The following is a 12,965-nucleotide window of genomic DNA, read 5'->3' as shown; positions in this document are numbered from 1 at the left end:
GGGCATCTCCCCCTCAAGGGGGGAGATCAGCAAGAGGCGCGACCACCGCTTCATTCGCAAACGTTAAGACGGGCGAGACCTCACCACGAGTCGATCTCCCCCCTTGAGGGGGAGATGTCCGGCAGGACAGAGGGGGGTAAGCGCCACCCACAAGGCACCGCTAAGCCCCACCCGCGGCAAAAGCGGCGGAGCGAAAACCCATGACCCTCCTCCGCCACCGCCTCCTCCCCATCCTAACCGTCCTCCTCGCCATCCTCATCCTCTGGCACCTCGCCGTCGTCTACCTCAACATGCCTTTCGCCCGCGATCAGGCCACCCGCGCCGGTCAAACGCCGGGCTTCTTCGAGCTCCTGCCGCAAACCTTCGCCCAGGAGCGCCCGGTTCTCCCCGCCCCGCACCAGATTGCCGCAGAATTGTGGGACACCACGGTCAACAAGGCCATCACCTCCAAGCGCAGCCTCATTTACCACGCCGGCGTTACGCTCTCGGCCACGCTGCTCGGTTTCGCCATCGGTGCGGTACTCGGCATCCTGCTTGCCGTCGCCATCGTGCATAACCGCGCCATGGACCGCTCCGTCATGCCGTGGATCATCGCCAGCCAGACCATCCCCATCCTTGCCGTCGCGCCGATGATTATCGTCGTGTTGAATTCCATCGGCATTTCCGGGCTGCTGCCGAAGGCGCTGATCTCCACCTATCTTTCCTTCTTTCCCATCGTCGTCGGCATGGTGAAGGGTCTCCGAAGCCCGGAGACGATCCAGCTCGACCTGATGCACACCTATAATGCCTCGCCCGGCCAGATATTCTGGAAGCTGCGCTGGCCCGCAGCGCTGCCCTATCTCTTCACCTCGCTGAAGATCGCCGTCGCCATTGCGCTGGTCGGCGCCATCGTCGGTGAATTGCCGACGGGCGCTGTTGCCGGGCTCGGCGCGCGCCTGCTTTCCGGTTCCTATTACGGCCAGACGGTGCAGATATGGGCGGCGCTGTTCATGGCCGCCGGTGTGGCGGCACTTCTGGTGTCGATCATCGGCATCGCCCATGCCGCCGTCCTCAAGAGAATGGGAGCCCGGCCATGACCCATCCCGGCTGGTTTTTCGGCGCGATCCTGTTCTGGCTTGCCGCCTGGGCCTTCAACGAATGGCTGGTGCGCCGCCGTTTCTCCACACCAGCGGCAAAGCGCATCGGCCGCATCGCCGTGCCCCTCCTCTTCGGGCTGGCGATCCTCGCGCTCTGGGAAGGCGTGGTGCGCGGTTTTTCCGTGCCGCCCATCCTGCTGCCGGCTCCGAGCGCCATCCTCGCGCGGCTCGCCGGCTCCCTGCCGATCCTCTGGGCCGATTTCCGCCAGACCTTCATCAAATCGGTACTGACGGGTTATGTGCTCGGCTGCGGCCTCGGCTTCCTCGTCGCTATCCTCATCGACCGGTCGCCTTTCCTCCAGCGCGGGCTGCTGCCCATCGGCAATTTCGTCTCGGCTCTGCCGGTCGTCGGCGTAGCACCCATCATGGTCATGTGGTTCGGCTTCGACTGGCAGTCGAAAGTCGCCGTCGTCGTCATCATGACCTTCTTCCCCATGCTGGTGAATACGGTGCAGGGGCTTGCCGCTTCCAGCCACATGGAACGCGACCTGATGCGCACCTATGCCGCCGGCTGGTGGCAGACATTGGTGAAGCTGCGCCTGCCCGCCGCCTGGCCGTTCATCTTCAACGCGCTGAAGATCAACTCCACGCTGGCGCTGATCGGCGCCATCGTCGCGGAATTCTTCGGCACGCCCATCGTCGGCATGGGTTTCCGCATCTCGGCGGAAATGGGCCGCAGCAATGTCGATATGGTCTGGGCCGAAATCGCGGTCGCCGCGCTCGCCGGCTCCGGCTTTTATGGTCTCGTGGCGCTCGCAGAGCGGGCCGTCACCTTCTGGCATCCGTCCGTCCGTGGGGGACGAACGTAATAACGAAAAAGGGAACAGCGATGAAAATGAAACTTGCATCCATGCTTCTTGCCGGCGCGTCACTCCTGACCGCATTCGGAGCGCAGGCCGCCGACAAGATCACCCTGCAGCTGAAATGGGTGACCCAGGCGCAGTTCGCCGGATATTACGTCGCCAAGGACAAGGGTTTTTACGAAGCCGAAGGCCTCGATGTCGACATCAAGCCCGGCGGCCCGGACATTGCGCCCGCGCAGGTTCTGGCCGGCGGCGGTGCTGACGTCATCGTCGACTGGATGCCATCCGCGCTCGCCACCCGCGAAAAGGGCGTGCCGCTGGTCAATATCGCCCAGCCGTTCAAATCGTCAGGGATGATGCTGACCTGCCTGAAAGAAACCGGCATCACCAAGCCGGAGGATTTCAAGGGCAAGACGCTGGGCGTCTGGTTCTTCGGCAATGAATATCCATTCCTGTCGTGGATGGCGCACCTGAAAATCCCGACCACCGGCGGGGCCGATGGCGTGACTGTTCTCAAACAGGGCTTCAATGTCGATCCGCTGCTGCAGAAACAGGCCGCCTGCATTTCCACCATGACCTATAATGAATATTGGCAGGTCATAGATGCCGGCATCAAGCCGGAGGAACTCGTCACCTTCAAATACGAGGCGGAAGGCGTGGCGACGCTGGAAGACGGGCTTTACGTTCTGGAAGACAAGCTGAAGGACGCCAAGTTCAAGGAAGACATGGTCAAATTCGTCCGCGCTTCCATGAAGGGCTGGAAATGGGCGGAAGAAAACCCTGACGACGCCGCCGATATCGTTCTCGAAAACGACGCCTCCGGCGCCCAGACCGAAAAACACCAGAAGCGCATGATGGGCGAAGTGGCAAAACTGACCGCCGGCTCGAAGGGCGCCCTCGACAAGGCGGACTATGACCGTACCGTCAAGACGCTGCTGGGCGGCGGCTCCGATCCGGTCATCACCAAGGAACCGACAGGCGCCTACACCACCGAAATCACCGATGCGGCGCTGAAATAGTCGGACCGACCGCCAAATCACCGAACGCGCGGTATTTCCGCGCGTTCGGATTCACGAAGAAAATTTAAGACCTCTCCTCCGTCATGCCGGACTAGATCCGGCATCCAGCCACGGCGCGTCTGCGCCGTTATCAGTGTCTCTCGCGATCAAGGACTTGATCGCGCTGGACCCCGGATCTCGTCCGGGGTGACGGTATACGGATGATACGTTTTGCCAAAACGCACAGATTTTGCGAAACTTTACGAACGATGCGAACATGCAGCCGGCCGGACACTCCATTGGTAACCCATTTGACGAATTACAATATCTCGACCTATACAAAAATGTATATCAACCATCGCGGCTATGCGGATTGATTTGTACGACAACAAGAATTACAGTCCCGCCCACAAGACTGCCAAATTTGATCTTGTAAAATAAGCACAGGGCAAAGGTGCTTAAGATTCGCGTTGAGGGGCGTTTGAATCGGGAGGATCGAAAAGGAAGTATTGTGATCCCTTGTTTCACATTCGCTATCGCATGACCTTTTAAAAAAGAGCCCTGGGGCTGCAGGACATGCGATCGGATATTGCGCGAGCCAAGACACATGCAGCATAAAGTCACGTTTAACCGCTTTGTATTCCTTCTTCTTTCCGCAACGGCGCTTCCCCTCTCCGCAGCCGCCGAGGGAGAGGCGCAGGCGCCGGCCAAACAGCAGAACCTGCCTTCCATCATCGTCGCCCATGCGGCAAAACGCGATCTCGTGGACCGCATCATCGCCACCGGCACGATCCGCCCCGTGGACGAGATTTACGTCCAGCCGCTGGTCGACGGCCTGTCGATCGACACGCTGAACGCCGATATCGGCGACCGGGTGGAAGCGAATGCGGTTCTGGCCGTGCTGTCTTCCGACAGCCTCGTGCTGCAAAAGAGCCAGCTTGAGGCCAACAAGGCCAAGGCCGAAGCCTCCGTCACCCAGTCGAAGGCGCAGGTGCTGGAAGCGCAGGCCAATCTCAATGACGCCCTTCGCCAGCGCGACCGCGCCGCCAAGCTCGGCCAGAGCGGCTCCGGCTCCGTCTCCGAGACGGAAAAGACCGAAGCGGCCGCTCAGGTGGCGCAGGCCCGCCTCGATGCGGCCAAACAGGCCGTTTCCGCCGGCGAGGCCGACATCAAGGTCGTTGACGCGCAGATCGACGACATCGATCTGAAGCTGACGCGCACCGGCGTGAAAACCCCGGTCGCCGGCATCGTATCCGCCAAGAACGCCAAGGTTGGCGCAATCGCCAGCGGTGCGGGCAATCCGCTGTTCACCGTCATCAAGGACGGCGCGATAGAACTGGTCGCCGATCTCTCCGAGACCGATATCCAGAAGGTCAAGGCAGGCCAGAAAGCCTATTTGACGGTTGCCGGCGGAGCTGAGAAAATAGAAGGCAAGGTGCGCCTCGTTTCACCCACCGTCGACCCGACGACGCGCCTCGGCTCCGTGCATGTGGTTCTGCCGACCGACAGCCCGGCGCGTTCCGGCATGTATGCCAGCGCGGCGATCATCGTCGAGGAGACGAATGCGCTCGCTTTGCCGCTGTCGGCCGTCACCTCCGGGCGTGAAGGCTCCACCACCCGCAAGGTGGAAGGCGACGTCGTCAAGCAGGTGAAGATCGAGACCGGCATCGAAGACGGCGGTTTTATCGAGATTGTCAGCGGTCTTGCCGCTGGAGACAAGGTTGTCGAGAAAGCTGGAGCATTCGTGCGTGATGGTGACCGGATAAGACCGGTGGAAGCCCAGACGGCTGCGTCCAACTGACTGAGGGAATGAGATGAACTTTTCCGCATGGTCAATCCGTAACCCGATTGCGCCGCTGCTCGGCTTCGCGCTTTTGATGATCCTCGGCATGCAGGCGTTCAACACCCTGCCCATCACCCGTTTTCCGAATATCGACGTTCCCGTCGTGGCCGTCACGGTCACCCAGAGCGGCGCTTCGCCGTCCGAGCTGGAAATGCAGGTGACGAAGGAGATCGAAGACGCCGTCGCCGCCATCAGCGGCGTCGACGAAATCCAGTCCACCGTGGTCGACGGACAGTCGACGACAACAGTTGTCTTCCGCATCGAAAAGCCGACGGAAGAGGCGGTTCAGGACACCAAGGACGCCATCGACAAGATCCGCAGCGATCTGCCCGCCGATATCGAAGTGCCCGTCGTCAGCAAGATCGACGTCGAGGGACAGGCGATCCAGACCTTCGCCGTCTCCTCACCCAACATGACGCTGGAAGAACTGTCCTGGTTCGTGGATGACACGATCAAGCGTTCGCTCCAGGGCCAGTCCGGCATCGGCAAGGTCGACCGTTACGGCGGCGCGGACCGCGAGGTGCGCGTGTCGCTGAGCCCGGAAAAGCTCGACGCCTATGGCATCACCGCAACCGAGGTGAACAGCCAGCTGCGCGGCACCAATATCGATCTCGGTTCCGGCCGCGGTCAGGTCGGCGGCAACGAGCAGACCATCCGCACGCTCGGCGACACGCGCGATGTGAGCCAGCTCGCTAACACCACGATTGCGCTTTCCAACGGCCGTTTCGTCAAGCTTTCCGAGCTCGGCACGGTCACCGACACCTATCAGGAACAGAAATCCTTCTCGCGCTTCAACGGCAACCCCGCCGTCACCTTCGCGGTGTTCCGTTCCAAGGGCGCGAGCGAGGTATCGGTCGCCGAAACCGTGGCGGCAAGCCTCGATGAGGTGCGCAAGAATCATCCGGATGTGTCGATCGAAATGGTCGATGACGCCGTCTATTTCACCTATGGCAACTACAAGGCCGCGCTCGACACGCTGATCGAAGGCGCGATCCTCGCCGTCATCGTCGTCCTGCTCTTCCTGCGCAACTGGCGCGCAACCCTGATTGCCGCCGTGGCGCTGCCGCTTTCCGCGATCCCGACCTTCTGGATCATGGATATCATGGGCTTCTCGCTCAACCTCGTCAGCTTCCTGGCGCTCACGCTCGCCACGGGTATTCTCGTCGACGACGCCATCGTGGAAATCGAGAATATCGCCCGCCATATCAAGATGGGCAAGACGCCCTATCGCGCGGCACTCGAAGCGGCGGATGAAATCGGCCTCGCCGTCATCGCCACCAGCTTCACCATCATCGCCGTCTTCGTGCCGGTGTCGTTCATGCCCGGCATTCCCGGCCAGTACTTCATCCAGTTCGGCCTCACCGTCGCCTTCTCGGTGTTCTTCTCGCTCGCCGTGGCCCGTCTCATCACACCGTTGATGGCGGCCTATCTGATGCGCGCCGAAGATGCGATGGACGATCACCACGACAATGACAGCCGGTTGATGAAGGCCTATACGCGCATGGTGACCGCCACCACCCGCAAGTGGTGGGCGCGATATCTGACGCTGCTCGGCGCCATCGGCTTTCTCGTCGCTTCCGTCATTCTGCTTGCCGGCGTTCCGGGCAGCTTCCTGCCGCCGGACGACGCCTCACGCGTGACGCTTTCGGTGGAACTGCCGCCCAATGCGACGCTCGACGAAACCGACCGCACGACGACCCAGATTTATCATGCCCTGCGTGACATCAACGGCGTCGAAAGCGTCTTCATCCTCGGCGGCGCTTCGCCCAAGGGCGATCTGGAGCTTCGCCGCGCCACCGTCAACGTCATCCTCCAGCACATCGACCATTCGCTGCTCAAGCTGGTGGTCAACAAGGGGCTGGGCTCCATTCCGCTCATCGGCCAATACTTGCCGAAGGTGGAGGAAAAGGGTCGCACACGTCCGCAATGGGATGTGGAACGGGATATTTTCGCACAGGTGCGCGGCATTCCGGATGTCCGCATCATCAAGCTGAACGACCGTGCGGAACGCGAGCTCTCCTTCAACTTCCTTTCCACCAATGAGAAGGATTTGAACGACGCCGTCGGTATTCTCGAAAGCCGCCTGCGCGCCTCGCCCATCCTTGCCAATGTCAGCTCGGAAGGTGCATTGCCCCGCCCCGAACTGCAGATCCGCCCGCGCAAGGATGAAATCGCCCGTCTCGGCATCACACCGCAGCAGATTTCGCAGACCGTGCGTGTCGCCACCATCGGCGATATCGATGCGCAGCTGACGAAGATTTCGCTGGATGACCGGCAGATTCCGATCCGCGTGCAGGCGTCGCTCGATACCCGCCGCGATCTCGCCACCATCCGCGCGCTGAAGATCAAGACCGCCTCCGGGTCGCTGGTGCCGCTCTATAGCGTTGCCGATATCGACTATTCGGAAGGTCCAAGCTCAATCAAGCGCAACGACCGCAACCGCGTCGTCTCCATCGGCTCCGACGTTCCCTTCGGCACGGCGCTCGATACATCGACGGCCGAGTTCAAGCGCATCGTGTCGGAAACCGATCTGCCGGCAAGCGTGCGCCTTGCCGAAAGCGGCGACGCCAAGGTGCAGGGCGAAATGCAGCAGGGCTTCGTCAACGCCATGCTGCTTGGCCTGATGCTGGTGCTGGTCGTGCTCATCCTGCTGTTCAAGGATGTCATTCAGCCCTTCACCATCCTGTTCTCGCTGCCGCTTGCCATCGGCGGCGTGGCGGTCGCGCTCATCATCACGCAGAACGCGCTGTCCATGCCCGTTCTCATCGGCATCCTGATGCTGATGGGCATCGTGACGAAGAACGCCATCCTGCTGGTGGATTTCGCCATCGAAATGCGCCGTCACGGCATGGAACGGGTGCACGCCATGGTCGAGGCCGGCCGCAAGCGCGCCCGCCCGATCATCATGACATCCATCGCCATGTCGGCAGGCATGTTGCCCTCGGCGCTCGGCGTCGGCGAAGGCGGTTCGTTCCGCGCGCCGATGGCGATTGCGGTGATCGGCGGCATCATCGTCTCGACGGTGCTGTCGCTCATCGTGGTGCCGGCCTTCTTCCTGATCATGGACGACCTTTCGCGCCTGCTCGCCCACCTTTTCGGCCGCTTCGTCGGCAAGAAGGAAGAGGAGGAAGAGGCCCTCTCCAACGAGAAACTCTCGGAGATCGCCCGCGAAAACAGCCTGGCGCTCTCCTCGCTGGAGGCGCGCGTCGCCAGCATGGAAAAGGGCGCCGGCGACAAGGCCGCGGACAAGGGCAGCAACATATTGCGGTTACCGCCGCTTGCTGCGGAGTGAAGCTCGCAGAATAACGATTGAGACGCCGGGCCCTGTGCCCGGCGTTTTCTTTTGGGGGTGTTTAAAGGGCAAAACGTCGCCGCCTGTTTCTTCTCGCCGAGGGGGAGAAGGTGGCCCGAAGGGTCGGATGAGGGGGCTACGTTGCCGAATATCTTTACCCTTGCCCCCTCATCCCGCTGCCGCGACCTTCTCCCCCTCGGGGAGAAGAAATATGCGGCACTCACCCGCGCCATATTTCCCCCTGTGCTTCTAAGCCCGAATGGACGAACCATTTCCTCCCCGTAACGACTGCAATCCTGTTTGATCGAAATCAATTCGATTTCCAGGTGAACTGCTAATCTCCCTCGCATCGGGAATTGCCGGTCGAAGGATAATGCGATGAGCTCTTTTCAGATAGGCGTGCGGGAACACGAACATCCCCGGTTTCGTATCGCTTCGGACAGCCCGGCAAAAGGTATGAGCGGGAGCCGGATGGACGTGAACAAGACCGTGAAGCTGAGCAACAGGGACAGGAACATTCTGCTGCGCGCACCCTTGATCGGGATAGCGGATGATGCGGCGGCGTTAAGCTGATGGAGGCGGCGACCATCACCAATGTGAACGCCCGCCATGTGCTCTTCAAGGAAGGCGAAGCGGCGCAGCATTTTTACTGCGTGCTGTCGGGTTATATCAGGCTTTACCGGCTGGACCGGCACGGGCGCGAGGCGGATGTGCGCGTCAGCGGCCCCGGCGATACCTTCAATGAATGCCTGATTTTCGGCAGCGATACCTATCGCTACAGCGCGCAGGCGGCGGAAAGCTGCACCGTGGCGCGGTTCGAACTTGCGAGAATCCGCAGCCTGATCGATCAGGAGCCGGCAATCGCCAAGGCCGTCATGCGCTGCCTGTCCAACAGCCTGCTGGCCACCATGGATTGCATCGCCAACGACCGGCTGCAGACGGCGCCGCAACGTGTCGCCCATTACCTCATCAATCAGGGCCCGCGCGACGCGACATCCTTTTCGCTCCGGCTGCCCTTCCAGAAAAGCCTGCTCGCCGGCAAGCTCGGCCTCGCGCCGGAAGCGCTGTCGCGCGCCTTTTCGGCACTGAAAAAGGCTGGCGTTACCGTGCGCGGACGCATCGTGCAGGTCAATGACGTCGCCGCACTGAAGCAGATCTGAAAATACCGGGAGAGGATGAAGGGCGGGATGCCATCAGGCATTCCGCCCTTCTGCATGTCCGAAATCGGAAAATCAGTCCGGTTGCGGCACGAAGCGGAAGCTGTCGCCCTGCCGCTCGACACGGAAAAATCCGCCGAGATGACCGCCGGAAACCAGCCAGCCGCGATCGGCGGCCTCGGCCAGCGCCTTGAGGCGTATTTCAAAAGCAAGCGCGGAATCGATATCGTAGACGAAACCGACGCCGGGATCCTTCACCTGCAACGCGCTGACATGCAGCACGTCGCCCCATAATAACAGCCGCTCATCGCCATTGCCGATCAGATAACCGGTATGCCCCGGTGTATGGCCGGGCATGGCGACGGCCTCGATACCCTCGGCGACCGCGCCCATGGGGATCGGCCGCAGCATCGGGCCGCAAATGTCGAGCAGCCGCGCGGCAAGGTCGAAACCGCCCTGCCGGGCTGGCGGCAGGCTCTTGCGCGCCTCCGCGCTGCTGAAAAAGCCGAGATCGGCCTCGGGAACCCATATGTCGGTATTGGGAAAATAAGGCTGGTCGCCGTCGATGAGGCCAAGCGCATGGTCGCCATGAATATGGGTGAGGATGACACGCCTCACATCGGCCGGCTGAATCCCGGCGGCAATCATCGCCGCGCGGGCATGGCCATAGGCCGCACCCCAGGCTGTGCCGCAACCGGCATCGATCAGCCAGATGCCGTCAGGCCCGGACAGCGCGAAACAGTTGACGTCCATGTCCACCGTTTCGCCCTGATGGCCGGCAAGGACCGCAGCCAGCGCTTCGGCACCCTGACGGTGAATGAGATGGCCGACCGGCGCCTTGTAGACACCGTCGACAAAACGGGAAACCTCGTAAGCGCCGAAACGGCGGGAGATAGCCATATTTCAGAGACCGCCCTGCTCTTTCAGGAAACCGACGATGCGATCCACGCCGTCGCCGCGTTTCATATCGGTGAAGACGAAGGGCATGGCGTTGCGCATGCGGGTCGCGTCGCTGTCCATGACGGTGAGGTCAGCGCCGACATAGGGTGCAAGGTCCTTCTTGTTGATGACCAGCAGGTCCGAGCGGGTGATGCCCGGCCCGCCCTTGCGCGGAATTTCCTCACCCTGGCAGACGGAGATGACATAGATGGTGATATCGGCCAGATCGGGCGAAAAGGTCGCCGCGAGATTGTCGCCGCCGGATTCGATGAAGACCACGTCGAGATCGGGAAAGCGCGCATTGAGCCCGGCAATCGCCTGCAGATTGATCGTCGCATCCTCACGAATGGCGGTATGCGGGCAACCGCCCGTCTCGACCCCGACGATACGCTCGGACGGCAGCGCCTGCATGCGCACCAGCGCCTCGGCATCTTCCTTGGTGTAGATATCGTTGGTGACGACCGCGACCGAATAATCCGCGCTCATCGCCTTGCAGAGCTTCTCCGTCAGCGCCGTCTTGCCAGAACCGACCGGCCCGCCAATGCCGACGCGCAGCGGCCCATTACCCGATTTCATCACTCTGTTCCCTTCGATATGCTTTGGTCTTGTTTCACCATAGTCCCTCAACGGGACGCTTCAATATATGCAAGGACCGTGCCGCCCTTTCATGACCGGAAAAGCCGGGTGCCCTGCGTTTCATGGCGCATGGCTGCCGTATCGGCGATGATCGTCGCGCTGCCGAGATCGTCGAGCGTGGATTGCATCGCCCGCGCCGCCATCGCCGCGATGATCGCCTCGCTTGCGGCCAGAATGGTAACGCCATCCTTCTGTCCCGCGACCCCGAGGCGGATGCCCGCTGAAACGATCTGCGAAGCGCCGCCATGCAAAAAGGCGGCAATCGTTTCCCTGAGCGGCACCGCATGGCCGGCGGCGACCGCGCCGACGGCGATGGGATAGGGAACGTCTTTCGGCAAGAGGTCCAGAACCGCATGCGGCCATGCCCCGGCGGCGGCAACGAAAGCATCGCCCAGAAGCACCGTCTCGCGGTATCGCTCCGCCGAACCGGCCAGCGCCCGCGCCAGATCGGTGGTTTCGCTCAAGACGGCCGCATCCCCGGCGCTGCGCCAGGCATGCGCCAGAAACACCGCATCGTTCCACAGGCTGCCGTGGCGCAGCAGCGTTTCGAGCCAGTCGCGCAGGGCCGCCGCATCGCCGACGCGCCGATCCTCCACCGCCTTTTCAAGCCCGCCGGAATAGGAAAAACCACCGACGGGAAAAGCCGGCGACATCCAGGCCATCAGCCGCAGCAGCGCGGCGACGCCGCGATCTTCACTCACGGCTCAGCCGTGATCGTGATGGTGATGCCCGTGGTCATGACCATGGGAATGGCCGCCATGGGCGTGGTAAGCGCCGCGCGCCGGCTGGAATGGCTCTTCCACCTCACGCACGGTGGCGCCCAGACCTTCCAGCATGGCGCGGATGACGTGGTCGCGCAGGATGAGAATGCGTTCCTCCTCGATCTGCGCGGAAAGGTGGCGGTTGCCCAGATGCCAGGCAAGTTCGATCAGGTGAAGACGGTCCTTCGCCTTGATTTCGAACAGCTTTTCATCCGCCGCGCGGACCTCTATCAAGTCGCCGTTCTCCACCACCAGAAGATCGCCATGGGCAAACAGCACGGCTTCCTTCAGGTCCAGCATCACCATCTCGTCATTTTGCAAATGCAGCAGCTTGCGGCGCAGATGCCGCTGGTCATGCGCCAGGGTGACATAGCCGGAAGCTTCGTCGGCGGGAGTTCCGGCCGGATGATAGGAGGTGACGCGCAGCATGGGATGATCCGTTTCAGAAACAGTCTTGGGGGTCTGATTTTTGCCGGATAGGCGGGGTGATTTCAAGGTGAATGAATGCAAGGTATGAAAAAGGCCGGCATTGCCGGCGTAAAGACTTGAGGCGTCCGGCAACTTCTCCTCCGTCATGCCGGACTGGATCCGGCATCCAGCCACGGCGCGTCTGCGCCGTGAGAGTAGTCCGAGATGACGGTGTGCGGATAAGGCGGCACCGCGAAAGACAAGCACGTCCCAGAAAACGAAAAAGCCCGGCATTGCGGCCGGGCCTTCGTAAAATCGCAAAACCAAAATCAGGCCGCAGCGCGTGCCTTCAGGTTTTCCAGAATGTTCTGCGGCGCGGAAACGCCATAGGGGTCGGATTCGCAATTGTCCGAATAGCCCTCTTCCTCGAACCACTGCTCGACGACGCCATCGTTGACGACGGCGGCGTAACGCCAGGAACGCATGCCGAAACCGAGATTGTCCTTGGCGACCAGCATGCCCATCTTGCGGGTGAACTCACCCGAACCATCCGGAATGACCTTGACGTTTTCGAGGTTCTGGCCCTTTGCCCAGGCATTCATGACGAAAGCATCGTTGACCGACAGGCAATAGATGTCGTCGACGCCGAGCGCGCGGAACTCGCCCGCCAGCTTTTCGAAATCGGGCAGCTGGTAGGTCGAGCAGGTCGGCGTGAAGGCGCCGGGCAGCGAAAACAGAACGACCTTCTTGCCCTTGAAATAATCGTCGGAGGTCATGTCCTGCCAACGGAACGGATTGGGGCCGCCGACGGCCTCATCGCGAACGCGCGTGCGGAAGGTTACGGCGGGCACTTTTTTGCCGAGCATGTCTTGTCTCCTGTTCTGGCGTTTTACGAGGATCGCTTGGGATCGATCCGCGCGGAATTCTTTTGCCGTTTCCATAGCGCAAGACGCGCTGCGGTGCAGCATAAAAATAGGCTTTGCCGGAGGAAA

Annotated in this window: 10 protein-coding genes and 1 pseudogene; 6 read left to right on the top strand and 5 right to left on the bottom strand. The window is 61.6% G+C overall.

The genetic code is table 11. The features are described from left to right. Positions 1-200 precede the first annotated feature (200 nt). The 6 genes and pseudogenes from L904_RS15215 to L904_RS15190 all read left to right on the top strand — a co-directional run bounded on the left by L904_RS15215 (position 201) and on the right by L904_RS15190 (position 9,232). A complete protein-coding gene (locus L904_RS15215) occupies positions 201-1,076 on the top strand; it encodes an ABC transporter permease (protein WP_020813655.1) in 876 nt (291 codons plus the stop codon). Then, complete coding sequence (locus L904_RS15210; RefSeq protein WP_020813654.1) at positions 1,073-1,945, top strand: ABC transporter permease; 873 nt, start codon at positions 1,073-1,075, stop codon at positions 1,943-1,945. Before L904_RS15215 ends, L904_RS15210 begins: the two co-directional genes overlap by 4 nt. 20 nt (positions 1,946-1,965) lie before the next feature. Next, positions 1,966-2,958 carry an ABC transporter substrate-binding protein gene (locus L904_RS15205; protein WP_020813653.1) on the top strand — a complete coding sequence of 331 codons (993 nt, stop codon included), beginning with the start codon at positions 1,966-1,968 and terminating at the stop codon, positions 2,956-2,958. 586 nt (positions 2,959-3,544) lie between these two features. Continuing rightward, complete coding sequence (locus L904_RS15200; protein WP_020813652.1) at positions 3,545-4,738, top strand: efflux RND transporter periplasmic adaptor subunit; 1,194 nt, start codon at positions 3,545-3,547, stop codon at positions 4,736-4,738. 13 nt (positions 4,739-4,751) lie between these two features. Next, complete coding sequence (locus L904_RS15195; RefSeq protein ID WP_035260477.1) at positions 4,752-8,072, top strand: efflux RND transporter permease subunit; 3,321 nt, start codon at positions 4,752-4,754, stop codon at positions 8,070-8,072. Between the two features lie 471 nt (positions 8,073-8,543). Further along, a pseudogene (locus L904_RS15190) lies at positions 8,544-9,232 on the top strand (Crp/Fnr family transcriptional regulator). 72 nt (positions 9,233-9,304) lie between these two features. On the opposite strand, the gene L904_RS15185 reads toward L904_RS15190, so the two are convergent. The 5 genes from L904_RS15185 to L904_RS15165 all read right to left on the bottom strand — a co-directional run bounded on the left by L904_RS15185 (position 9,305) and on the right by L904_RS15165 (position 12,839). After that, positions 9,305-10,129 carry an MBL fold metallo-hydrolase gene (locus L904_RS15185; RefSeq protein ID WP_020808775.1) on the bottom strand — a complete coding sequence of 275 codons (825 nt, stop codon included), beginning with the start codon at positions 10,127-10,129 and terminating at the stop codon, positions 9,305-9,307. A gap of 3 nt (positions 10,130-10,132) precedes the next feature. Further along, complete coding sequence (gene ureG / locus L904_RS15180) at positions 10,133-10,744, bottom strand: urease accessory protein UreG (protein ID WP_003520595.1); 612 nt, start codon at positions 10,742-10,744, stop codon at positions 10,133-10,135. Positions 10,745-10,833: 89 nt separating this feature from the next. Beyond that, positions 10,834-11,505, bottom strand: a complete 672-nt coding sequence (locus L904_RS15175) for an urease accessory protein UreF (protein WP_020808774.1) — start codon at positions 11,503-11,505, stop codon at positions 10,834-10,836. Positions 11,506-11,508: 3 nt separating this feature from the next. Further along, positions 11,509-11,994: an urease accessory protein UreE gene (ureE, locus tag L904_RS15170; RefSeq protein WP_003520598.1), complete on the bottom strand. Its 486-nt coding sequence runs from the start codon at positions 11,992-11,994 to the stop codon at positions 11,509-11,511. A gap of 308 nt (positions 11,995-12,302) precedes the next feature. Next, on the bottom strand, positions 12,303-12,839 hold the full coding sequence (locus L904_RS15165; RefSeq protein ID WP_003520599.1) for a peroxiredoxin: 537 nt from the start codon (positions 12,837-12,839) through the stop codon (positions 12,303-12,305). Between the last annotated feature and the right edge of the window lie 126 nt (positions 12,840-12,965).

It is taken from the genome of Agrobacterium sp. LY4, assembly GCF_001526585.1.
GTDB lineage: Bacteria > Pseudomonadota > Alphaproteobacteria > Rhizobiales > Rhizobiaceae > Agrobacterium > Agrobacterium leguminum.
This window is presented reverse-complemented; position numbering and strand designations above follow the sequence as displayed.

What these genes read in the sequence shown, in the direction of transcription:
- L904_RS15215 (WP_020813655.1), top strand. Translation starts at nt 201, where the DNA reads ATGACCCTCCTCCGCCACCGCCTCCTCCCCATCCTAACCGTCCTCCTC.
- L904_RS15210 (WP_020813654.1), top strand. Translation starts at nt 1,073, where the DNA reads ATGACCCATCCCGGCTGGTTTTTCGGCGCGATCCTGTTCTGGCTTGCC.
- L904_RS15205 (WP_020813653.1), top strand. Translation starts at nt 1,966, where the DNA reads ATGAAAATGAAACTTGCATCCATGCTTCTTGCCGGCGCGTCACTCCTG.
- L904_RS15200 (WP_020813652.1), top strand. Translation starts at nt 3,545, where the DNA reads ATGCAGCATAAAGTCACGTTTAACCGCTTTGTATTCCTTCTTCTTTCC.
- L904_RS15195 (WP_035260477.1), top strand. Translation starts at nt 4,752, where the DNA reads ATGAACTTTTCCGCATGGTCAATCCGTAACCCGATTGCGCCGCTGCTC.
- L904_RS15185 (WP_020808775.1), bottom strand. Translation starts at nt 10,129, where the DNA reads ATGGCTATCTCCCGCCGTTTCGGCGCTTACGAGGTTTCCCGTTTTGTC.
- ureG (WP_003520595.1), bottom strand. Translation starts at nt 10,744, where the DNA reads ATGAAATCGGGTAATGGGCCGCTGCGCGTCGGCATTGGCGGGCCGGTC.
- ureE (WP_003520598.1), bottom strand. Translation starts at nt 11,994, where the DNA reads ATGCTGCGCGTCACCTCCTATCATCCGGCCGGAACTCCCGCCGACGAA.
- L904_RS15165 (WP_003520599.1), bottom strand. Translation starts at nt 12,839, where the DNA reads ATGCTCGGCAAAAAAGTGCCCGCCGTAACCTTCCGCACGCGCGTTCGC.